24 protein-coding genes are annotated in these 21,728 nt (G+C 36.4%); 8 read left to right on the forward strand and 16 right to left on the reverse strand.

Going from position 1 to position 21,728, the window contains the following annotated elements; genetic code table 11:
* Window positions 1-26: 26 nt before the first annotated feature.
* Together QF028_RS15040 and QF028_RS15045 are read right to left on the reverse strand one after the other, a co-directional pair.
* Complete coding sequence (locus QF028_RS15040; RefSeq protein WP_429466561.1) at window positions 27-1,460, reverse strand: sucrose-specific PTS transporter subunit IIBC; 1,434 nt, start codon at window positions 1,458-1,460, stop codon at window positions 27-29.
* Window positions 1,461-1,616: 156 nt separating this feature from the next.
* Complete coding sequence (locus QF028_RS15045; protein ID WP_429466563.1) at window positions 1,617-2,603, reverse strand: LacI family DNA-binding transcriptional regulator; 987 nt, start codon at window positions 2,601-2,603, stop codon at window positions 1,617-1,619.
* Between the two features lie 197 nt (window positions 2,604-2,800).
* On the opposite strand from QF028_RS15045, the gene QF028_RS15050 reads away from it, so the two are divergent.
* Together QF028_RS15050 and QF028_RS15055 are read left to right on the forward strand one after the other, a co-directional pair.
* Window positions 2,801-2,998 carry a hypothetical protein gene (locus tag QF028_RS15050; RefSeq protein WP_066253763.1) on the forward strand — a complete coding sequence of 66 codons (198 nt, stop codon included), beginning with the start codon at window positions 2,801-2,803 and terminating at the stop codon, window positions 2,996-2,998.
* 134 nt (window positions 2,999-3,132) lie between these two features.
* Window positions 3,133-3,321: a hypothetical protein gene (locus tag QF028_RS15055; RefSeq protein ID WP_429466565.1), complete on the forward strand. Its 189-nt coding sequence runs from the start codon at window positions 3,133-3,135 to the stop codon at window positions 3,319-3,321.
* A gap of 44 nt (window positions 3,322-3,365) precedes the next feature.
* Here the strand turns inward: QF028_RS15055 and QF028_RS15060 are convergent, their stop codons facing one another.
* The 6 genes from QF028_RS15060 to QF028_RS15085 form a co-directional block, all read right to left on the reverse strand.
* On the reverse strand, window positions 3,366-3,734 hold the full coding sequence (locus QF028_RS15060) for a hypothetical protein (protein ID WP_429466567.1): 369 nt from the start codon (window positions 3,732-3,734) through the stop codon (window positions 3,366-3,368).
* 413 nt (window positions 3,735-4,147) lie between these two features.
* Window positions 4,148-5,506 (reverse strand): MATE family efflux transporter, encoded by a 1,359-nt coding sequence (locus tag QF028_RS15065; protein WP_429466569.1) that lies wholly within the window; start codon window positions 5,504-5,506, stop codon window positions 4,148-4,150.
* Window positions 5,507-5,786: 280 nt separating this feature from the next.
* Window positions 5,787-7,265, reverse strand: coding sequence for a SulP family inorganic anion transporter (locus tag QF028_RS15070; protein WP_429466571.1), 1,479 nt, complete (start codon window positions 7,263-7,265; stop codon window positions 5,787-5,789).
* A gap of 370 nt (window positions 7,266-7,635) precedes the next feature.
* A complete protein-coding gene (locus QF028_RS15075) occupies window positions 7,636-8,655 on the reverse strand; it encodes an MBL fold metallo-hydrolase (RefSeq protein ID WP_429472359.1) in 1,020 nt (339 codons plus the stop codon).
* A gap of 138 nt (window positions 8,656-8,793) precedes the next feature.
* Entirely contained in the window at window positions 8,794-9,624 is an 831-nt protein-coding gene (locus tag QF028_RS15080) for a hypothetical protein (RefSeq protein WP_429466573.1), read from the reverse strand.
* Between the two features lie 179 nt (window positions 9,625-9,803).
* A complete protein-coding gene (locus tag QF028_RS15085; protein ID WP_066253749.1) occupies window positions 9,804-10,004 on the reverse strand; it encodes a cold-shock protein in 201 nt (66 codons plus the stop codon).
* Window positions 10,005-10,563: 559 nt separating this feature from the next.
* Between QF028_RS15085 and QF028_RS15090 the strand changes: the two genes are divergently transcribed.
* The 5 genes from QF028_RS15090 to QF028_RS15110 all read left to right on the forward strand — a co-directional run bounded on the left by QF028_RS15090 (window position 10,564) and on the right by QF028_RS15110 (window position 14,723).
* Window positions 10,564-11,091, forward strand: a complete 528-nt coding sequence (locus tag QF028_RS15090) for an MFS transporter (RefSeq protein WP_429472361.1) — start codon at window positions 10,564-10,566, stop codon at window positions 11,089-11,091.
* Window positions 11,092-11,253: 162 nt separating this feature from the next.
* Window positions 11,254-11,439 (forward strand): hypothetical protein, encoded by a 186-nt coding sequence (locus QF028_RS15095; protein ID WP_429466575.1) that lies wholly within the window; start codon window positions 11,254-11,256, stop codon window positions 11,437-11,439.
* Window positions 11,440-11,547: 108 nt separating this feature from the next.
* Window positions 11,548-12,435 (forward strand): tyrosine-type recombinase/integrase, encoded by an 888-nt coding sequence (locus QF028_RS15100; protein ID WP_429466577.1) that lies wholly within the window; start codon window positions 11,548-11,550, stop codon window positions 12,433-12,435.
* A gap of 187 nt (window positions 12,436-12,622) precedes the next feature.
* The gene (locus tag QF028_RS15105; protein WP_429466579.1) at window positions 12,623-13,774 is read left to right on the forward strand and encodes a hypothetical protein; all 1,152 of its coding nucleotides are present in this window, start codon (window positions 12,623-12,625) and stop codon (window positions 13,772-13,774) included.
* Window positions 13,775-14,165: 391 nt separating this feature from the next.
* Window positions 14,166-14,723, forward strand: coding sequence for a CBO0543 family protein (locus tag QF028_RS15110; RefSeq protein ID WP_429466581.1), 558 nt, complete (start codon window positions 14,166-14,168; stop codon window positions 14,721-14,723).
* Between the two features lie 127 nt (window positions 14,724-14,850).
* Here the strand turns inward: QF028_RS15110 and QF028_RS15115 are convergent, their stop codons facing one another.
* The 8 genes from QF028_RS15115 to QF028_RS15150 form a co-directional block, all read right to left on the reverse strand.
* Complete coding sequence (locus tag QF028_RS15115; RefSeq protein WP_429466583.1) at window positions 14,851-15,291, reverse strand: hypothetical protein; 441 nt, start codon at window positions 15,289-15,291, stop codon at window positions 14,851-14,853.
* Between the two features lies 1 nt (window position 15,292).
* Window positions 15,293-15,826 (reverse strand): hypothetical protein, encoded by a 534-nt coding sequence (locus tag QF028_RS15120; RefSeq protein WP_429466585.1) that lies wholly within the window; start codon window positions 15,824-15,826, stop codon window positions 15,293-15,295.
* Window positions 15,827-15,904: 78 nt separating this feature from the next.
* Window positions 15,905-16,174: a hypothetical protein gene (locus QF028_RS15125; protein WP_429466587.1), complete on the reverse strand. Its 270-nt coding sequence runs from the start codon at window positions 16,172-16,174 to the stop codon at window positions 15,905-15,907.
* Window positions 16,174-16,815, reverse strand: a complete 642-nt coding sequence (locus tag QF028_RS15130; protein WP_429466589.1) for a hypothetical protein — start codon at window positions 16,813-16,815, stop codon at window positions 16,174-16,176. Before QF028_RS15130 ends, QF028_RS15125 begins: the two co-directional genes overlap by 1 nt.
* 2 nt (window positions 16,816-16,817) lie before the next feature.
* A complete protein-coding gene (locus QF028_RS15135; RefSeq protein ID WP_429466591.1) occupies window positions 16,818-16,991 on the reverse strand; it encodes a hypothetical protein in 174 nt (57 codons plus the stop codon).
* 27 nt (window positions 16,992-17,018) lie between these two features.
* Window positions 17,019-17,168 (reverse strand): hypothetical protein, encoded by a 150-nt coding sequence (locus QF028_RS15140; RefSeq protein WP_429466593.1) that lies wholly within the window; start codon window positions 17,166-17,168, stop codon window positions 17,019-17,021.
* 571 nt (window positions 17,169-17,739) lie between these two features.
* A complete protein-coding gene (locus tag QF028_RS15145; RefSeq protein WP_429466595.1) occupies window positions 17,740-18,153 on the reverse strand; it encodes a hypothetical protein in 414 nt (137 codons plus the stop codon).
* 17 nt (window positions 18,154-18,170) lie between these two features.
* Window positions 18,171-18,680, reverse strand: a complete 510-nt coding sequence (locus QF028_RS15150) for a hypothetical protein (protein ID WP_429466597.1) — start codon at window positions 18,678-18,680, stop codon at window positions 18,171-18,173.
* A 2,307-nt stretch (window positions 18,681-20,987) separates the two neighbouring features.
* On the opposite strand from QF028_RS15150, the gene QF028_RS15155 reads away from it, so the two are divergent.
* The gene (locus QF028_RS15155; protein WP_429466599.1) at window positions 20,988-21,716 is read left to right on the forward strand and encodes a protein-glutamine gamma-glutamyltransferase; all 729 of its coding nucleotides are present in this window, start codon (window positions 20,988-20,990) and stop codon (window positions 21,714-21,716) included.
* The last annotated feature ends 12 nt before the right edge of the window (window positions 21,717-21,728 follow it).

Here is a 21,728-nt window from a genome sequence, read left to right on the forward strand (position 1 = left end):
GATTCCCTTTCCGATTTTATAGATCTCTAGTTGGCTGCTACTTGTTTTTTCGCATCGCGTTTCCCGAGAATAATAGTAACAAGGAAAGCCGCAGCAAAAGAAAGTGCCATGCCGATAATATAGAAAGTAATTGTTCCTGGTTTAATAGAAATGATTCCAGGTAAACCAGCAGCCCCCATGGCAATTGCTTTCACTTTAAACAAAGTAACAAAGCCGGAACCTACGGCAGAACCAACGATTGCACCTATAAAAGGATATTTTAACTTAAGGTTAACCCCGAACATGGCTGGTTCAGTAATACCAAGAAGTGCTGAAATACCTGCAGCAGAAGCTACTCCTTTTACTTTCGCATCCTTAGTCAGTGCAAGGACTGCCAGCGTTGCCGCACCTTGACCCACGTTAGACATGGCAGCGATTGGAAAAATGAATGACCCGCCAGTTTTTGCAATATCAGCTAAAAGCTGCGTTTCAATGGCGATAAAGCTGTGATGCATACCAGTGATGACGATTGGAGCATAAACAAGACCAAATAATATCCCGCCGATAAAGCCAGTTGTGTCATATAACCAAACTAAACCGTCTGTCAACAGATTACCCGCTCCACGAGTGATCGGTCCGATTAATGTGAACGTAAGAATTCCTGTGATGAAAATAGATAATAATGGTGTAACTAAGTTATCAAGGAAAGAAGGGACTCTTCTTCGTAAAAATGTTTCAATTTTTGCTAAAACAAATGATGAAACAAGGACAGGAAGCACAGAGCCCTGATAACCTACCTTTTCGATTTCAAAGTTAAAAATCTTCCAAATTGGAACTTCGCCTTTAGCTACCGCATCAGCATACCCGTAACCATTTAATAAGTCGGGATGGACCATGAGCATTCCAAGTGCAGCACCAAGATATGGATTACCACCAAAACGCTGTGTTGCGGAGAAGCCAATTAATATTGGCAAAAATACAAAGGCTGCATTAGCAAATGTATTTATAAGTCCCGCCAAATCTGCGATATTTGGATAAGCTTCGATTAATGATTTTCCTGCAATAAAGAAATCCTTAGCAGTTAAGAGATTATTGATTCCCATTAATAATCCGCCAGCAACGATGGCTGGAATAATCGGAACAAAGATATCCGATAGCATTTTGACAAATTGTTGAATAGGATTTAACTTCTTTGATCCTGCTTTGGAAACTTCCTTAGTAGACATTTCAGATAATCCTGTTAATTTAGCGAGTTCCTTGTATACTTCATTTACTGTTCCTGACCCCAAGATAATTTGGAATTGACCACCAGTAGAAAAAGTACCTTTAACTACATCCATTTCTTCTAATTTAGCTTTATCAATGTTTTCATCTTCGTTTAAAACCATTCTTAATCTTGTTGCACAGTGTGCTGCTGCCGATACATTTTCCTTACCACCAATTGCATCAAGTATCTCTTCAGCAATCTTTTTATAATTCATCAAAAATCACCCTATCCTATCAGTTATTTCGTGGAACCGGTTCCGAAACTATTCAAAAAAAATCAATTAAAAGAACGAGTTCCAAGATGCTTTCTTAGGAACCGGTTCCAAAAATAAATATATTAGAGTGGAACCGGTTTCAATTAGATTATAAGATTAATAGATTACTTTGTCAACGCTTTCTTGCTCCATTATTTTAAATTTTGAAAGTGTTGTTTTTTCTATTTGTTCCTCATTAACCAATTTAACTATATTCATTGCGGCTACATGTCCTGCCTCTTTATAGAAAAACTTAGCTGTTGTGATGCCTGGAAATGTGATTTTCGTGATATCATAGCCGCCAAATCCAGTGATGGAAAGCTGGTCAGGCACCGTTAGCCCCTCCATATTTGCTGCTTTTAAAGCACCTAAAGCGATATTATCGGTTGCACAAGCAATAATAGTAGGATGGAAGCTTTTAATAATATTGGGGACATTTTTGATTGCATCTTCAATTTTAAAGCTTGTTTCAAAATACTGAACTTCACACCCAGGTTGTTCTGAAACTGCCTTCATGAACCCAGCTTTTCGTTTGACACCTACTGCTATATCCCTTTCTGAAACACCTAAGTAGGCAATTCTTCTATGTCCTTTTTCCAGAATATATTGGCCTAACTCGTATGCAGCTTGATAATCATCGTGGATAACGCTATGAAAATCAGTATGCTCTTGCCCCACTAATATGATGGGAACCTGAATATTGTCAAAGGCTTCAATATGCCTTTCAGTGATTTCGGTTGCAAGAAGAATTATTCCTGCTACCTTTTGTTTGGCCAAACTATATATGTTTTCAATTTCTCGATCTAGATCCTGACTAGAGTTGGATATTACTAATTGATATCCTTGTTCCCTTAGCTGGTCATCCATCCCAATCAGTGTCTGTGATGTGGCGAATGAATCTAATCTTGGGACAATCGTGCCAATAATATTTGTTTTCTTGGCTTTTAGGCTTTGGGCAAATTTATTAGGTGTATATCCCGTTTCTTTAATGACACTTTCAATTTTTTTACTCGTTTTTTCACCCACAGATCCCCCGTTTAAGTAACGAGAAACCGTACTCTTTGCAACACCCGACAGTTTTGCTATATCCGCTATTGTAATCATATCTTTCACTCCATTTACACCAATCACTATTATGAATGTATTATACACAATTTCCACTCAATAATCGAAATTAGATATTACATTCGATGTTAACGACCTTATCTGCTGATTTTTGCTGAAAAATAATGATGGACTATTTTTATAAGCCTGATATAATCCATATAGAAAACAATAATTTATTTTTAAAGGTGGACATTATGGCGAACACTTGTAGATATGTTGTCAACGCACTTGGTAAAGGTGGGGAAACATATTATACGCTTTGTAAAGATAAACAAGAATTACAGAATTGGATTACAACCAATCAAGAAAAATTAATCATGGAAGAATTAAAGGTAACTGATAAAAATCAAACTTTATTCTCTAAACTATTTAACTTAAAAAAATTATATTAATCTTTTCAGACGCCATTCTTAATAGAATGGCGTCATTTATTTTTTAGATTATTAGTGTATTCACACCTAGCCTTTTATAGTTGGAATTTTTTGTGAATATAATTATACTATATTTATTAAAGGGGTGATTTTTTTTGAAAGAATTGAAGGAATTTAATAATCAACCAGGTTCGAATAACAATAAAAATGATGTCAGGGTAACTAATAATTTCACTTTGAATATTAACCTTGGGGATCCATTAAATTTATTTGCTCTAATTAGCGGTATTATTATTGTTAGAATATTAGTTAAAAAACGTAAAGTAAAAAGAAAAAAAATGTAATGACGCAATCATCATTACATTTTTTCCTTTTTCATGCGCATTATTCACTCTTCCAAATGTCTTAATTTCTTTCTTAATTCAATCATTACAGCTCGTGGGTTTTCAATTTCAAAAATGACATATTTATACTTTCCGAAATTTTCTAATTCAAAATGGATAAGTGGTACCTTATGTTCACATGAAAGGAAGTACCATTCATTACCAAACTTAAAGCTGCCTTCGTAAATGTTGAGTGGTGCAATGGCGGTTCCAGGCATGCGGAGCATCCACATTGGAGGATCAAAGTCATCAATATAAACACTTTTTATCGATTTGTAAGGAATTTTCAACTGCCACTTTAATGCAAAAATGCTTAAAAGCCCAGTTAATTTCAGTACGAATTCTTCCTCTTTAAAGTGTACTTCCCTTCCCATAAAGGGTCACCTCACCTGCAGATTTGAAACATACCATCATCTATATTTTACCATTGGAAGATTCAGTAAGCCAATTAATTATTAAATTTTCTACGTGACTCTAATCGGTGCAATTATACCATTACAGGCACGTAGACGTGCTCTACGTGACCCTAATCGGTGTAGTTATACAATTACAGGCACGTAGTCGTGCTCTACGTGACCCTAATCGGTGTAGTTATACAATTACGGGCACGTAGACGTGCTCTACGTGACCCTAAAATGTGAAAATGAACAAAAAAGAGCACGTAGCTAATCTACGTAACCCTTTTTGTTTCCAACAATATCAAAGTGTCCATTCCATACGGACAAAATCCAAATACTGTCTTTTCGTGGTGCCTGACACCAAATAATGACTCCAATAAATGAGACCATTAGACCGCTCTACTGACGAATTTCTGCTTTTGGATGTAGATGAGTCTGATGGATAGGGCTATTCCGGCTGCGAGCAGGCCGATGGTTAGTCCGATCCAGTAGCCTCTTGCTCCTAAACTCGTATAATGTGCGAGTAGATATCCTGATGGAAGACAGATGAGCCAATAGGCTATGAGTGTCATGATAAAGGCAAGGTTGACGTCCTTATATCCTCTTAAGGCTGCTTGGGCAGTTGCCTGGATGGCATCACAAATTTGGAAAAACAGCGCAAAGATTAAAAAATTGGCGGTTAAATTTATGACTGCTGTTTCATTGGAGTAAAAACCGGCAACTTGATAGCGAAAAATCACTACTAATACTCCAGTCACAATGGCAATCAAGATGGCAAGATAAACTCCTAACCAGCTATACTGTTTCGCATCTTTATAACGACGGGCCCCAACTTCATACCCGACTAGGACCGTTTGTGCCGTCGAAATACTAATCGGAATCATATATAGAAAAGAGACGATATTTAAAGCAGATTGATAGGCAGCAATGGTAGTGACATTAAATTTACTTAGTAGGATGGTAACCACCGCAAACATACTAGTTTCAAAGAATGTAGAGAGTCCCATCGGCACGCCGATCTTTAATATCTCTTTACATTTATCCCAAGAAAATTCTTTTAAATCAGCGAAAACGGAGTACGTAGAGAAAGGTTCTTGGGTTTTAACAATAAACACTGTCATCCCCATAATCCCCCAATACGTAATCGATGTTGCATACCCTGCCCCTGCACCACCAAGCTCTGGGAAACCTAAGTTTCCAAAAATGAGCACATAGTTTAAGAAGAAATTGAACGGTAACGACAAAAGCATGATTACCATAATGACCCTTGTTTTGCCAAGTGCATAAATAAATGATCGAAGTACATTAAAAATAAATAGCGGAAGAATTCCATAGCTGAGTCCGACTAGATAATGAAAGGCAGTGTTATGCACACCGGAATCAAGTTTCATTAAATCTAGGATCGGGTTTAACAAAAAGAACCCCAGGATGATGACCACTAATGCAATTAAAATGGAAAGATACATTCCATGCTTCACCACTGATGCTACTTCATTGCTCTTCTTTTCACCAAAGCGTTGAGCGGCAATGGGTGAAACCGCAAGAAGAATTCCGCTGATCCCCGTAAAAATCGGACTCCAAATCGAGGAACCTATCGCTACTCCGGCTAAATCGGTAGAATGGTACTTCCCTGACATAATCGTATTAAAAAACACCATTGAAAACATGCCAAGCTGTGTGATTAAGATAGGAATCAACAAAATAAAAATTTGCTTTGTCTTTTCCTTTAACGTATAGGTTTGATTCATATACAGGTTCTCCTTGAGAAATAAAAATCCGAAACTTCATTATACTCTATATTGGATTATTATTCCTCAATTAAATTGGAGAACTATAGAAGAGTTTTCCTTAGCAGCAAGATGATTTCTGTTCTCCTGAATTTGTGCAGCAGTTTTCGTGTGTAGTTTGGGTGTCCTTGCGAGTTTCACTTATCTCTTTGATCTCCACCTTAAAACAGTCTTTGGAGGAGTTTTTCCCTAAAATAATATGCAAAAAACGCTGGATTCAATTGATCCAGCGTTCATTTATTTAGTGGCCAACTGCTTTTCCCAGTCCACCCGGTTTGTTGTGAACGGCAAGTTTGTCAATCAGTTTATTGCTTTCAGAGTTTAATCCTATTAAGTTTACTTTAACTCCATTTTGATGGTACTTGATGACTACTTTATCAATCGCACCAATCGCAGAATCATCCCAAAGGTGGGCATTGGATAGGTCTAGGTCAATTTCACTAATGTTTTCTTTATAATCAAAACTGTTTACAAAGTCAGTTACTGAAGCAAAGAAAAGTTGCCCTGAAACATGATATATTTTTTTATTTGAGCCTTTAGCTGAAAGACTTGATACTTTCACTTGTGAAATTTTTGAAGCAAAGAATACCGCACTTAAGATGATTCCCGCTAAAACCCCTTTAGACAGGTCATGAGTCTGTATTACTGTAACAACTGTCACAACCATCACAATAGTATCGGTAATTGGCACCTTTTTGAATGACTTTAGGCAAGACCAATCAAAAGTTCCAATCGAAACCATAATCATCACACCAACAAGTGCGGCCATTGGAATTTGCACGAGGAATCCTCTTAACGAAACAATCAAGATTAATAAAAACGCCCCTGCGACAAAAGTGGATAATCTGCCCCTGCCTCCAGATTTGATATTAATACCAGACTGACCAATCATTGCACATCCAGCCATTCCTCCAAAGAATGCTGAAACAATGTTCGCAATACCTTGTCCAACGGCTTCCCTGTTCTTGTCACTCTCTGTATCAGTCAGATCATCGACAATCGTTGCCGTAAGAAGTGATTCAACTAACCCTACAATCGCGATGGATAATGAATAGGGAAAAATAATCTGTAGTGTGTCAAAGGTGAATGGAATGTCCGGAATCAAAAAGACAGGTAATTTGGATGTTAATTCTCCCATATCTCCGACGGTCCGAACATCACTGCCCGTAAAAATAGCAACCGTTGTTACTACAATAATCGCAACCAACGCTGAAGGGACAGCCTTCGTAAAACGAGGTAAGATATAAATGATCACGAGCGCAAGTGCGACCATGGCATACATTTGCCATGACTCCCCGACGAAATGCGGTAATTGAGCGGCAAAAATAAGGATCGCTAGTGCATTAACAAACCCGGTCATTACGGACCTGGGAACAAATTTCATCAATCGCCCTAACTTTAAAGCTCCCATAATGATTTGTAAAACACCCGTTAGAATCGTTGCAGCAAGTAAATATTGCAATCCGTGGTCTTTAACCAATGTCACCATCAGTAAGGCTGTGGCACCCGTAGCCGCAGAAATCATCCCCGGCCTTCCACCAACAAACGCGATTGTCATGGCAATACAAAAAGAAGCATACAATCCGACCATTGGGTCAACACCGGCAATAATGGAAAAAGAAATAGCCTCTGGAACTAATGCAAGTGCTACCACAATACCTGATAATATATCGCCCTTTGTATTTCCAAACCATGAATATTTAATTTTATTTAGATCCAAAATTACACCTCTCCCTTAGTTTATATATATTTTTTTGAAAATAATACAGCCTTAGCACGTGTAGGTACATCTGCTTTTATTAATGACTTTCAACTCTCATGAAAGTCGGGTCCGTTATTAACAGAACAAAGTATAAAGGATTGTGACAAATTTGTGAAACTCAATGTAATCGGACACATTCTATATTTGCTTTGTTTTGCGCCATTTTACTTTGGATTTCTACTTATCTCCAAAAATATAGAGAAAAGTTGTTGGAAGCAAAAATGTATTAAATAAAAAGGATTCTTATCAATTAAGTGTAATAAATGATCGAACAAAAAAAGATTGATTCCACTTAAATAGCGGACATCAATCTTTAGCTTTTGTAACTCTATTTCCACCAAACTTTACGAGGGTAATCTTCCGAATCAATATAAACCGTTTCACCGATTCTGGGTGTTGAAATGGCAAGTAGTCTTTCTTTTTGGGCAGCTTTTGTTACTCTTTCAATTGGATCCGTCCAGTCATGTAAGGCTAGTGTAAAGGCTCCCCAATGAATTGGTATCATTATTTTCCCCTTCACATCGAGATGTGCTTGGACGGTTTCTTCTGGCGTCATATGAATTGCCGCCCAACGTCTGTCGTATTGACCGCATTCCATTAGTGTCAGATCAAAGGGACCGTATTTAGCACCAATCTCTTTAAAATGTGGTCCATACCCGCTGTCCCCACTAAAAAAAATATTAGTATCCTCCCCCTTAATTACCCATGAACACCATAATGTCGTATCGCGGTCTGTTAGGCTTCTGCCTGAAAAATGCCTTGCCGGTGTGGAAGCAATCTTAAGTCCTTCATGATGAAGCTCATCCCACCAATCTAGCTCTATTATGATTTCTGGATTTACTCCCCATTTTTCTAAGTGGCTTCCAACACCTAGAGGGACAATAAATTGTTTGACCTTTTCCTTTATTTTTCTAATCGATCCATAATCTAAATGATCATAATGGTCGTGACTGATGATGACTATATCAATTGTTGGAAGATCTTCTATGATAAATGGAAGGCCTTTGCTATAGCGCTTTATGCCGAAGATTGGAAATGGTGTAGGTGCCCCGCCAAACATCGGATCTAATAGTATTCTTTTTTCATCCAATTCTAATAGTAGAGCCGAGTGCCCAAACCAGGTGATTTTTGGTTGTGTATCATTTGGGTGATCCGAAAGTTTCAATTTTTCTATTGGGATGGCATTCTTAGGTCTTCCATTGGGATTACCTTTGATGAAATCAATTAATATTGAAACCGTTTCTTTAAAGCTATTTTCCATTATTGTTGGAACGCGGTTGACGAATTTCCTTTTATGAGAGAAGTTTTCGGATTGCTCATATTTACTAAGCCTCTCCTTCGAAGCCATTTTCCCAAATGGAGGATAATAACTCAAGAATAAATAAGTAAGTCCAACTAAGCCTAAAACAATAATCAGTGCGATCATACAAGTGCCTCTCCCTTTGACATGTTTGTCTGACAAAAATAGGACCTCTGTGAGAGTGTCCTATTTCTTAACTATTTTTGAAGGGTTATTAATTTTATACAAGACCGGTACATCTACTAGGAATTCTTCGTCTACATCTTTTCCTTTTCCAAGTTTCTTAGCAGCAACTTTACCATCGAATTCAAGTGAATCCCCTATCGCCAATTCAAACTTTTTGAGTGTCTTGCTATGGCTGCACCAGGCTAGACCGATTTCTAGTGGATTTTCCTCGTGGACAATCTGAACATTTTCTAAGACAACAACTTCATCATTTTCCTCATTAAAAGGATTGTAAGCGAGCGCGAACTGTTTTACATTTGCAGTAAAATGGACCTTGTCTACTGGAAGTTCAAGTTTTGGAGCCTTCTCCTTTTTAGGTTTCGGTTCCTTTGCTTTTAGTGGCTTAGCTGCTTCTTTTTTGGCAGGTTTTTCGGCTGGTTCTGTGATTGCCTCTGCAATTATTGGCTCACTTTCGTCCACAGTCACAAGTTCAGGTGCAACCGTTTCTTTTTCATCAAAAGTTAACAAGCTTTCTTTTCCAAAGCTTGATTGCTGCATTTCTTTTAAATAGGCTGGATGGATACAGGTGAGATTTCCGTCTTGGAATTCAATCACTAGCGTATTAATATCCAATGCGCTCCCGTAAGTTTCATACCCTTTAATAGTTACTTGGCGCTGATAGTTTCGATCCTTGTACCAGAATTCTTTTTTTGCTTCTCTCGCTGAGGATAAACCCCATTCCTTGAGTTTCTCTTTGTAATGGTCCATATCACGGAATGTTTCATATTCACCTTTGGGCGGAATATACTTCGTCAATTCGGACTGCTCTAATTGAGGACGCTGGATGATCATCCTAACACTTCCTTCCACTATGTATGTGATTTCATTATATTTCAACTTCTGCTAATAAAAAAGGGAAAGAGTTTTTCCTCTTCTCCCCGCGGTATTTTTATGTATTTGCTTATAAATTGTTTGAAATTAAAAAAAGGCTCTACAAGAGAGCCTTTTCATTCACATTTATGTGGTTTAGATTATGCTTTACGAACGTTAGTTGCTTGTGGTCCACGTTGACCTTGTTCAACTTCAAAAGTCACTGCTTGACCTTCGTCTAAAGATTTGAAACCTTCGCCTTGGATAGCAGAGAAGTGTACGAATACGTCGTCTCCAGCTTCGCGCTCGATGAATCCAAAACCTTTTTCTGCATTAAACCATTTTACTTTACCTTGTTCCATTTGTGTTTCCTCCTGCTGTGTGCTTTGCACACATAAAATTACTATCCTTGCTCAGTTCGATCTTTTAGACAAAAAGCAGTATTCCCTTTTTGATCCTTACCGACTAACAAAAATAATTCTCCCTAACTATAACAGATGGTCCTGGATAATGCAAATAAATCTGAGGAATTTTTTATTTCTTTTGTAAAAATATTGTAGAAATACTTTTGTCTTTTTACCTTAATAGGCATAAATACTACAATCAAAACGAAATATTTCTAAGGGTATCACAAAACACTTTCATAATTGATTCATCGGTTAGTTATTTTAAAATAATTTTGAAAAAACCAAGTATTCTTGTTGTATAATAGCTATAGAATTTTTATGAAGATGGTGGATGAACATGCGCACATACAACGAAAAAGTTAGTATCTATCATGGGATGGTATCTACCATAGCTGTGAACCTTGCCAGTAATTTTTTCCTATTTTCGCTATTTCCATTCTCGGCGCAAGCAACTATCAAGTCGGTTTGATCAGCTCGCTTCCGCCATTAGTTGCACTAATTATGACAATTCCAGCTGCTTCGTTTAGAACAGCAAAAAAAGACCGTTGCCATGTCCGTTTTATGGGCAAGAATCTTATTTGTTCTTTTAGCTGGAGTCCTTTTTATTCGTTCGGATTATCAAGCATGGGTGTTTTTGATCATCGTGGCTTTAATGAATGTACCCGGAACGATATCAAATATCGGCTGGCAGACGCTTATTAGTGGAATGATTAACGAAGACCGAAGAGGAGCGTTTTTCAGTGATAGAAATCGACTGTTAACCATTGTAGGCATGATCACAACTTTGATCATTGGGATCGTTATGAAAAACCAAACCAACCATGCGGTCGCCTACCAGCTTTTATTTCTCATGGCCTTTCTATTTGGGTTATTAGAAGTATTTTTCTTAATGAGGCACAAGGAAACGGTACAACCGAAGTCGAACAAGGAGCATGAGCAAAAGAATGCGTCAATGGATTGGTCGATTTTTAAGGATAACGGATACAAGTGGTTTCTAATCACTGCCTTATGTTTTAATTTCTCATGGCAAATGGCTTGGTGATTATTTAATATTTATAATGTGAAATTTGCTCATGCAACGATTCTTTGGATTAGTATATTTTCAGTAGCGAATCAATTAGTGCAGATATTTACCTTCCCCTTATGGAAAAGATGGGCGGAACAAAAATCCAATACCTTAATGCTCGTTTGGGTTGCTGCAGGAATGGCAACTGCATCGTTTTTGACCGTTTTGTCCACTAATCTAATCTATTTAACCTTTGTCTCGATGACTTCAGGGTTCTTTCTTTCAGGTACCATGCTGCTATTGTTCAACCTCCTGTTGGAGCAATCTCCACCGGAAAAAAGAACGTATTGCATCACAACCTATAATGTCCTTTGGGTTGCCTAAGACGAACCCTTGGTACCATTAGGTTTATCATACCTTTAGGGTGGTATAAACAGCCTGTACATAACATTACCTAGCCTATCAAATACTTGGTAGGAGTTGGAAAAGTTTATGCAAATTAAAGACCTGTTAGAGGAATATGAATTAGAAGTATCTGTAAGAAACCTATCGGAATCGTATCAGAAAAACATGGTAATAAATGTGAATTTATTTATCCGTCTAGTTGGAGATTTACCCGTTAAAGAAATCGGAAAAGCCCACCTTAAGAAATTTATCATTCATGAACAAAAAAGAGGAATCAAAGCTGTATCTATTAATTTACGGTTAAAGCATCTAAAAAGTATGTTCCTGTACGCTATAGAAGAAGGCTACATGGAAAAGAATCCAGTGGATAGCATCTCACTATTAAAGCAGGAAAAACCACTCATAATGGCTTATTCTGAGTCTCATATAAACAAACTGTTGGATAGTATCAAAGGAAAAGGATTCATGCCCATACGGAACAAGACCATTATTACCTTACTGGTAGAGACTGGTCTTAGGAACAGTGAATTATGTTCCATTAAGTTATCAGATATTAGCACTAACTCCATTAAAATATTGGGTAAAGGTTCAAAGTGGAGAGTCGTTCCAATCACCCAGGAATTACAATTACAGCTAATCAGATACATGAGAGTTAGGGAACGGTACCTAAACGTTAACAAACAAGAATCCCCTTTCCTGTTCATCAGTCAGACAAGGGAAAAATGTTCCCGTTCCTGTATCCTGCAAATGATTAAAAAGGTATGTAAGGATTTAGGAATTGACGTTCCCAATACCATCCACAACTTTAGAAGAAGCTATATTCAACAAATGGTAAATAACACAGATTTGTATACAGTCTCAAGACTTGTCGGTCATTCCAATATTTCAACCACCCAAAGGTATTTGGAATCAATCTCCAATGATAAGTTAATAGAGAACGGAATGAATTCACCGTTATCTAAGATTCGTAAATAAAAAATTAAGGGTTTGGATTAAATATCCATTCCTTTTTTTACGGTAATATATATTCTTCAAAATAAACTTGGGGTCAATTTTTATTTTTTTTTAAACATACTGGTTTCAACCCAATCTTTTGATTCCATATTCTAGAGATTATGTATAATAAATATATAATTTCAAATTTTTATGGGGGGTACTCTAATTGAATTCTACTGAACAAAAATCTTTTCTAGAACTACGACTATATGAAAATGGGATTGATTTCATTAACAAAAGTATGGAATCTTTTGTATTGGCTTCCGAGAGAAATAAACCAATAGAATACAAATACGCAATTCTTCTTTTAGCCACAGGTTCTGAATTAATATTAAAAAGCATGCTTGAAGATATACATCCATTGTTTATAAAAGACAATCTTGATAGTTCTACTGATATTACTGTTAAAGCGGAGAATCTAGTAAGTAGGATTAATAGGGTGTATATGCCTATAGATTCAAAAAAAAGAATTCAAAACTTAGATGAAGATAATCTAAACTCTATCCGAGAAATAAGAAATAATATAATCCATAAGGAAATAATATTTGATAATGAGAAAATACCACAAAAAATATATGCTAATACTCTCTTTTCTTTAGACAGAATTGTTAAGGAGTTCAAAAGCTTAACCTTGTCATCTGAAGTAACAAACTGGAATTACATCGTTAATATTGAACTGATTCAAGATGCTTATTATAATTCGGTTAGAGGAATATCTTTTAACGGAATTGCAGTTCCTTGTCCATTTTGTTCAATCAAAAAACTAGTCAATAAGAATAGCAGAATTGAATGTTTACATTGTGGTAATACGTTTGACAATATTATGGATGCGATTAATTCTTTAGATGATAAAGATTTAGTAGAAGAGTTGTTTAATGCTTTTTCTGTTGAAAAGTATAGAAATGGTATGCATTTTATGGATTGCCCTAATTGTCATGAAGCGGATTATGCTTGGTATGATAATGAAAAACAAACAGTCTTATGTTTTAATTGTGGTCCAGTCAATACAACAACATGCCCGAAATGTCATACAGATTCCATTATTAACTATTACCATGAATTCAAAAGTAACACTGAAGTAGTAGAGTACTGTTTTGTTTGTAAGGAGAACCCTAGTGCAGAGGCTTGTCCAAATTGCTATGAGGATATCTTTCAATTGAAAGAAAAAATTAAGATTGATGTTAAAAATCCATATAAATTTTATCCTAATGTATCATTGAAACCATCAGAATCATTATTTATTGAGGTTTCGTTATGCCCTAAGTGTTATGAAAAAATGGAACGGTTTGAACAAAAAGGTGTTATAGAAATAATTTAAAATTTCTCGAATCAGGCAAGTCTTTTTCAAAATTCATCCGAAAAACATAAAAACTTTTTGCAGTTATCTAAAATTGGATAGCTGCTTTTATTATTTAAAACTTTTTAGCTAGAAAATGAAATTATAAAACCGACAAATAGTTGAATTATTATGATATCGGTTTTATAAGGAGAATTTTATGTTCAAGTTATTGACGGTGCTTATGAAAAATAGCCCCAATCCATTTAAGGAAAGGGGCTTTTGTTTACCCTTATTAAAGTAACGTGGCAGGTTAGTGGAAGAAGAAATAGTAATAATTGGGTTTATTGAGAGGAATATTAAAAAAGATTGTTATAGATGCGAGGGATATATGTATATCGGTCAGTTTTTAAATTAAAAGAGGAGGAGAGTAATGGACAGGTTTCAAAAAATAGAAAAGACCTATAACTACCTCCGAAAGTTGTGGTTCGATTACTGGACTCAAGATGTGGTTTTTACATATCAGTGGTGGTTTGAAATTTTTGTTGTTATTTTTCCATTGTTTTTATGGTGGAGATTTGTCGATAAAACTCGGTTAAAAGAAATGAGTCTGGTTGGGCTGATTACAGCAGGAATTGCTTTAATTTTGGACCAAATTGGTACATCTCTAGGTTTTTGGATATACCCATATACTTTAACGCCATTAGAAAGAGATGAGTTTACCCCTGCTGATTTATCTATTGTTCCCTTTATTTACTCGATGATTTATCAGAGATTTCCTACGTGGAAAAAATACATATTAGCAATTATAACCTATGCGTTTTTTGCTTCATATATAGGAGAAAATATCTTTCAATGGCTTGGGATATACAAAATTATTAAATGGAATCACTTATACTCTGTCCCTTTTTATATATTAATTGGAATATTTGTAAAAGTGGTTCTTCAAAAAGTTAATTCAATTGAGTCACATTCCAAAGGCAAAGAATAAATATTACTTCCTTCACTAACGGGTGCGTTTCTACAACAAGATACAAAAATACCCCCAATCCAATTAAGGAAAGGGGCTTTTTAAATGTAAGTAAAACAAAAAAAAGACTAGATACCTCTAAGGATACCTAGCCTATTTGAATGATAATATCTGACGGATTTACTTTGCTACCTTCTAGGTTGAAATAAACATCAAGATAGAAGTCTGTACATTCTGTAATGTCCTTGCCATTGTTAAAAGCTTCCACAGGTAAAGTAACCTCTACCTTGCATATCTCAAAGTTAACCTTGGATATTGTTATCACTTTACCAATAGGATACTTTTCTAATGCCTTTACCCAATTGGATTCATTTGGTAATCTCATAGTTTGGAATTGATTGGCATTTAATCCAAAAGCAGCATTTTCCTTTTTTATCATACGGTAATGATTTCCATTAACTGCATGAAGTTCTGCATGGCGATATTTACCGACAAATTCACCACTGGTTACATCACCTTCACCATCCCAAATTTCACCATGAACATCAATAAGAATAGACCCGTCTTCTTCCAGTACCATGGTACTCATATCATTGTCCTTCATTGTCTTCACCGCTTCCAAAGATATCCTGCAGGTCATTTTCTGAAGGTGAATAAACTTCTTTACGGTTAATGGAATCCCATCTACGTTTCAAGTCTATGATTTCCTTTGGTTCTTCCGACGAAATATGGATATGCAAGTTATCAGGTATTAACTTCCCTGTCATCTTTGCCAATAACTCAATAGCTTTTATCTTATCTCGGTTAGGCATTTTTACTTGGACAATCTTTCCACTTTTAAAGTCTAATACTTCATCTGTACCGTTGGTAATCATTTCTGTTAACTTTTCCTGCATCCCCAACCCTGTCATAACATCAGCGTTAACTGTGGCTAGTTCCTTAATGTAATCTTTTACCAGTTGGTTCTTCATGTAGCCTTCGCCTGTCTTTACATGGATACCCACTATGGAAGAAGATTCCTTTATAACCCCTTTTCCTTGTCCACTGAAAGCAATAGCGAATGCCCTTTGTTTGTCTGTTAACCCGTCTATGTTACTCTTGGTTCTTTTGTCTGTCAGTGCCATTGGTAATCATCTCCTTTTGTCTAGTTGGGATATCGCAACTTAAATAAAAAAATAAGAGTAGCTGTTAAGCCACCCTTGTTAGGTTATTGTCACGGCTACCGTTTTCGGATAGTATGGTGCTTCAATGGGCTTAGGATTAGGGTTGGCATTGTGTATGGCTTTCATAAATTGAATTGATGAAAGGTCAATTCCACCTGATACCACCGTTATATTTGAAACACTGCTATTCTTACCAAATATGATGATGCGGCTGTTTGCCAATCCAGTTGTAGAATGAGGATATAACCCCATCCTAAGTGTTGGATTATTCGCTTTAAGAGTTGACATCTGTCCTTGTGTTAATGCCATTAGATGTCACCGTTTATCTCTTTTTTGATGTAGGTAATCTCCTCTTGTACTCCACGTAAATCCTCTGACATCCTACCAGAAGTATATAACTCACGTTCGTTCCTAATATTGGCTAAATCACTTGTAACACTTTCATACTTTTCTAGGTACTGACGAGTAGCTTCTGATGCTTCCAGTGAACCTAACGCCAATCCAGTTAAGTCTGGCTTCTGGGGCACCTGTGACATCAGTTCCCACTCTTCAAACTTGATGTCTAATTCAATCATCAGGTCAACATGGGACTCTTTAATATTTGGGCTATAGACATCATGCTTTAGCATCTTGTACATCCTAGGATTGTCCACAGCTAGTGCAGAACGTTGTTCAGTGTTTAAATCGTCAAACTTTTTAATAGGACTGACATCCGTGATGTTAGCAAAGTTATCTGTTTTCACATTCATTAGGACACCGTCAACATATTTAATAAATGACTTCTCACGGTGTTCAGGTCTCCCAGTAAGAACTCGTCCAATGGTATCTTTAATCATTTTTTCTTGGGCTTGTTTGTTCTGCAGTTCAATTGTTTTAGCATCAACGAAACGCTGACTTTCCTTCATTAGACGCTTAAACACTGCGGAGTTCGGATTTAAATTTGTTAACATATTTATTTACCTGCCTTTGTAGTTTTATTTTGTAGTTCTAATCCACGTTTTTTACCATCTTTTAAGAAATTGTAACTGACTTCCCGTGTACCATCTGAAAATACTACGGTTGTCTGTAAGCCTAATACCCTGTTTGTAATGTAAGGTCTTTCTATCGTTCTAGCGTGTTTACTCATCTTGCTTTCCTCCATACCTGTTTGGATTTATATTCTTCCACGGTCTAATCTTGCTAGAATAGCAGTTAACCGTTTGTACTCTACTTCAAGTTTAGCGTTCTCTTTACGAAGATTTTTGTTATCTTCCATCAGCTTGCCTAGTAACTGGTTGCGACTCATATTAGAGTTGTATTCCATATCACCTCACACTCCTTTTAATTTGTCGATTAAAATAACAATTCTGCCTACCCCCAAGGGTAAGCAGTAAGTGACTTCAATCATGTCAAAGTCAGTAATGTTTGTACCATCTACTTCGTTTCAAGGTGTTCGTAGATGATACATAGGAGTGGTTTTACCGTAAAGTTCCTTACACTTCACGAACCAAACTCCAAACTCAAAGATAGATAACGGTCTCCCTTCCCAAAGAGACGGCTACTTTTAGAAAGTTTTATGAAGACTTCCTAGAACTACAAAAAGGTTAAGCCTATACTATTTAAGGATTAAGAATGATGAAAAGGTCACAACTCCCTTTCGTTCAACCTAAGGCAGTTATACGCTACCTAAGAAGTACCTTTCGACTTCTAGTGATACTACCTTCCAGATTGGAGGACTAGGAGATAGTATCTAAGAAGAACAAAGGAGAAAATCAGAAATGGCAGTTTATAGACTTGCTTAGGTCTATATTAAGTTAACGATGTGGTCGGAACGTTTTCTTTCCCTACTGCTTATACTAATAAATAAATCGGCACGGAACATTTTCCGTCTATACTTATTTAACAGAGGGCACGGAACGTTTTTCCCTACCTTTTGCTAGTTTGCTAGTTTTCAGTAACTCGAATAATTTTTCGATAGCCCTGTTGTGTAACTGTTCTGTAGACTTTCTAGCGGATTCCCCTGTCTTGCCCATCATCTCACCGATATACTGGAAAGCCATGCCGTGCTTATCGTTACACGGGTTTTCCATCTTACCTTCCAAGTTCTTAAAGCCATAGCCCCTAAAGTAGTACCAGTAGATAACTTCACGCTGTTTCTTGGATAAGTTATTCATAGATTCATACAGGTCTGTGTACCTACCGCCAACCTCAGTTTCAAACGTCATAGTTTCATTGTTCCAGTACAGACCGTTAAGTAAATCCTTAATTGCTGTTTCCATTGCCATTTCGTTATTGGTTGCTACGTTCATTTCATTTTCCCCCTTTTTTAAAATGGTAGATACGGTGTGAACCAATCTGACGGTTCATCGCTTTTAACAACTTCCATGTCCAAGTAATACTTCTTGCCATCCTTATATAGCAAACTCTTTTCCTCTAACTGCTTAGTGGCACGTTGGATGGCTTTACGGTCTACTTCCAATAGTTCACCTAATCCATTTACAAATTCGATAAAATAAACGTTTCCTAACTCGTCTGCCAATTCATTTTCCAATGATTGTTCCATTAGTTGGTACATCACTTTGTATAATTTGACTGTGTTCTTCGTTAGTCCCATTACCTTTAACATCTTATCGATGTTACCTGTAACCATTTCCTGTAATTTGTAATCTAGTAGATTCATAGCATTTTCTCCCAGTGTGTGTTTGATAATTGCTTGCTGTTCGCTTAGTACCAAGCAGTCTATAAAAATCTTTTCCCCTAAGTGCTGACCGTAGGTATCCACTAATTTACTTAACTGTTTACGTTCGTCATGATATCTTTTGTAATCAAATGACATTTCTGTTCCTCCTTCAATTTTCTAATGGGACATTTTGGGACAAAAAACGGTCAAATGGGACATTTTGAGAGACCCTGTAAAACGCTGTAACCCTTGGTATCACTGGGCTTAAGGCTTGCCCCTAATAGAGAAGGGCTGATAAGCTTACTGAACGTCCCTAACTATCACCGTTATATAGATGATTGATAGGAAGAAAACCAACTGGCTTCGCCACCGCTAAAGCGGAATTACTCTTCACAGCTATAAAAAGTCCTTATATAAGAAAAGTAAAGTCAAACCCAGATTCTGTACCCATACCCCCCTGTTAAAGCTTTTTTGCCTTATATTCTTGATAACAAGATGACCGAAACTTCCGTACCCCTGTTATTTAAAAAGCCTTATATTTTTAATAACGAGACAAACCCAATTTCAGTACCCATGTAGAACAAACATTCGTATTTAAATAATAAAAAAAGCCACCCTTGGGTAAAGGCAGCTATCTGGAAATTAATTTTAGGAAAGGTGGATAGATAATTCTGTAAGGCAGCTTTTGAAATAATTAAAAGTTTTTTGAAAAGTTTTGGAAATTATTTTTAGAAAAGGCGATAGATAATTGTGAAGAGGTTGGAAATTCGTGAAGAACCATTTAAGGAGATGCTTACTCTTAATCTTTAGGTCTACCCTCTTCCTTAAAGATAACTATTCTTAAAAGAACTTAAGACCTTGTCCTTTCAGGACTATTACTTATCTATTAATTAAGTAATTATCGAAGTTACGGAGTAACGAAGATAGAAGGTCTTATAATAGAAAAGAAGTAGAAATAACCCATCAGTTAATACTAATGAGTTAGGAGTATATAACGGTGAAAAAGGTCTTAATAAGAAAGATGAGGATTGAAGAAGAAAGCTGTACGCCCCAATTCTGGTAGCCGCATCCTTACCCTCATCTCTACACCGTCAGAAACCTTCCTATAGCCGTATCACAGCTTCTAAAAAACCTATAGGTAGCCCTTAACCCTATGGAGATAACAGTTAGCCTAATACACGTCTATAACGATATATTTACCAGTGTTAGCGATAGGATAGATACGGGTAACCAATTATGAGGAATCCTTTTACAGCAAGGTTAGTGGGTCGTTTTATGTCCCAATGAGGGTAGAATTAGCTGTCGTTTCGCCAGAAATATGTCAATGTATATTTGTTTCCATTTGTGGAATTTATTGCAATAAATTACTTTCAGAAAAAATCCATATTGTCAACCTACTAATTTATTCCACCATTGCCAGTTAATTACCATTTGTTAGGATTACCAATTAATTACCATTTTTTAAGATTACCAGTTAATTACCAATCTCCACTTAGTTAGAACAAGCCATGTCTGTTAACTTTGACGGTAGTCCCACCATATCACAGGACATTACATTAGATAATGCAGTATGGTATATGCAGTCATATACATTGATATATCAAGGTTTATCACCGTTTATAGCATACATATACATTAAGATGCATAGATATACACACTCCTGCGTGCATAATATTCATTAATTGATGTCCTTTCTATTATCCATTATCTTACAAATAATGTTAGTCTTTACCATATTATCTGTAACGGTATACGTCCTGCAAACAACATATATGCCATATAATGGAATTAATTTTCCCAGAGGATTACCATTTAATTGTTAATCATTTCCATTGGTATAAATATGGATTTAATGACTTTTATTGTAATTTATGGGAGTAATTGGTAAAGGTGGGGGATGGTTAAAATATGGAAGAAATTGGTGGTGGGTATCAATATCATTAATATTTCTATTTTAAAATTGGCGGTTCTCCTTGAGATTTTTTCAAAAATTGAACTTGGACTACTTTATTTTTTCCTACCATAAATTAGGAAATTGGAATTTGTAATGTTATCTAAAAACAGCCCTAATTCATCACATTCCATTGTATAAATAGTTGTACATAGTTGGAAAATAATGCTACCATTGAGGAAGGTTAAGTATTGTTATTACAGGGTTTGTTAAGGATATCCAGAACGGATTGACAGGGCTATCGTCAAGGAGTGGTTTGCATCACAACCTATAATGTCCTATTATCCTTTGTTGCCTTCATCGCACCGCAACTCGGCATTTGGCTTATCGAAGTAACCGGCATACAAAAAGCAATGAACATCATATCCATCCTAAGATTCATCAGCGCAATCGTCTTCTTCTTAATGTACGTTAGATTTATGAAAAATAAAAAACTAGCAGATAATTGGAACTATTAGTTTAAAAGTTTCATATTTTTTTAGAAGGAGTGGATTAGGGAAGCAGGTGGGAAAATGATTAAAATAAATCAGCAAACGATTCACGTGGATGATCTTAGTCATACCCTTACAACGAAAGAACAGAAAGACATCGTTACTAAAATGGAGAAATACAAGGAAATTTATCAGTATCAAACTTTAAGTCAATTCCAATTTGAGCTGCTGTTCCGAACAAAGACGCTGCAAGCTGCCCGAGAGCTTAATAAAAGTAAGGTACAGTTTACAACCTTTACGTATGCCTTTTGCAATAAAAGGTATTGGGATCGTCTAAGCAATGGCGGCTTTCTCTTGAAGCCAAATGTAAAACCCAGTGTCGCCATTCTTGATGTTTTAAAAAATGGATCCCTTTATGCCTTTGATTGTTCAACAGGAATCGCGATTGTCTTATATCTTGCTACCCTTTATTCGATTGGAAGCACAAGGTTTGATCTACTTTTTAACCGGCTTCTCTTAATGGATTGGCAATTTGATAACGATCTAAAGCTAACTCAAAAATATGGGTATGATTTCATACCTGGTGACATCTTGCATTTCAATAATCCGGATGTCAACCCGAAGGAGTCACATTGGCGCGCTGAAAATGTAATTTTTATGTCCGATGACCAATTCTATGGTCATGGAGTAGGGATCAAAAAGGCAGACACCATCATTACCTTCCTAAATAAAAAAAGAAAGCCAAATCCGCGGATCTCTGCATATTTCATGAATCTTATCACGAGACCCGTTTATCGTACATTTTTATAAAATGTAAAGACC

The sequence above is a fragment of the Neobacillus sp. B4I6 genome (assembly GCF_050434045.1).
GTDB lineage: Bacteria > Bacillota > Bacilli > Bacillales > Cytobacillaceae > Neobacillus.

What these genes read in the sequence shown, in the direction of transcription:
- QF028_RS15100 (WP_429466577.1), top strand. Translation starts at nt 11,548, where the DNA reads ATGCAAATTAAAGACCTGTTAGAGGAATATGAATTAGAAGTATCTGTA.
- QF028_RS15040 (WP_429466561.1), bottom strand. Translation starts at nt 1,460, where the DNA reads ATGAATTATAAAAAGATTGCTGAAGAGATACTTGATGCAATTGGTGGT.
- QF028_RS15150 (WP_429466597.1), bottom strand. Translation starts at nt 18,680, where the DNA reads ATGTCATTTGATTACAAAAGATATCATGACGAACGTAAACAGTTAAGT.
- QF028_RS15065 (WP_429466569.1), bottom strand. Translation starts at nt 5,506, where the DNA reads ATGAATCAAACCTATACGTTAAAGGAAAAGACAAAGCAAATTTTTATT.
- QF028_RS15045 (WP_429466563.1), bottom strand. Translation starts at nt 2,603, where the DNA reads ATGATTACAATAGCGGATATAGCAAAACTGTCGGGTGTTGCAAAGAGT.
- QF028_RS15050 (WP_066253763.1), top strand. Translation starts at nt 2,801, where the DNA reads ATGGCGAACACTTGTAGATATGTTGTCAACGCACTTGGTAAAGGTGGG.
- QF028_RS15115 (WP_429466583.1), bottom strand. Translation starts at nt 15,291, where the DNA reads ATGAGTACCATGGTACTGGAAGAAGACGGGTCTATTCTTATTGATGTT.
- QF028_RS15080 (WP_429466573.1), bottom strand. Translation starts at nt 9,624, where the DNA reads ATGATCATCCAGCGTCCTCAATTAGAGCAGTCCGAATTGACGAAGTAT.
- QF028_RS15075 (WP_429472359.1), bottom strand. Translation starts at nt 8,655, where the DNA reads ATGGCTTCGAAGGAGAGGCTTAGTAAATATGAGCAATCCGAAAACTTC.
- QF028_RS15130 (WP_429466589.1), bottom strand. Translation starts at nt 16,815, where the DNA reads ATGTTAACAAATTTAAATCCGAACTCCGCAGTGTTTAAGCGTCTAATG.
- QF028_RS15095 (WP_429466575.1), top strand. Translation starts at nt 11,254, where the DNA reads ATGGCAACTGCATCGTTTTTGACCGTTTTGTCCACTAATCTAATCTAT.
- QF028_RS15135 (WP_429466591.1), bottom strand. Translation starts at nt 16,991, where the DNA reads ATGAGTAAACACGCTAGAACGATAGAAAGACCTTACATTACAAACAGG.
- QF028_RS15125 (WP_429466587.1), bottom strand. Translation starts at nt 16,174, where the DNA reads ATGGCATTAACACAAGGACAGATGTCAACTCTTAAAGCGAATAATCCA.
- QF028_RS15155 (WP_429466599.1), top strand. Translation starts at nt 20,988, where the DNA reads ATGATTAAAATAAATCAGCAAACGATTCACGTGGATGATCTTAGTCAT.
- QF028_RS15140 (WP_429466593.1), bottom strand. Translation starts at nt 17,168, where the DNA reads ATGGAATACAACTCTAATATGAGTCGCAACCAGTTACTAGGCAAGCTG.
- QF028_RS15120 (WP_429466585.1), bottom strand. Translation starts at nt 15,826, where the DNA reads ATGGCACTGACAGACAAAAGAACCAAGAGTAACATAGACGGGTTAACA.
- QF028_RS15060 (WP_429466567.1), bottom strand. Translation starts at nt 3,734, where the DNA reads ATGGGAAGGGAAGTACACTTTAAAGAGGAAGAATTCGTACTGAAATTA.
- QF028_RS15085 (WP_066253749.1), bottom strand. Translation starts at nt 10,004, where the DNA reads ATGGAACAAGGTAAAGTAAAATGGTTTAATGCAGAAAAAGGTTTTGGA.
- QF028_RS15145 (WP_429466595.1), bottom strand. Translation starts at nt 18,153, where the DNA reads ATGAACGTAGCAACCAATAACGAAATGGCAATGGAAACAGCAATTAAG.
- QF028_RS15110 (WP_429466581.1), top strand. Translation starts at nt 14,166, where the DNA reads ATGGACAGGTTTCAAAAAATAGAAAAGACCTATAACTACCTCCGAAAG.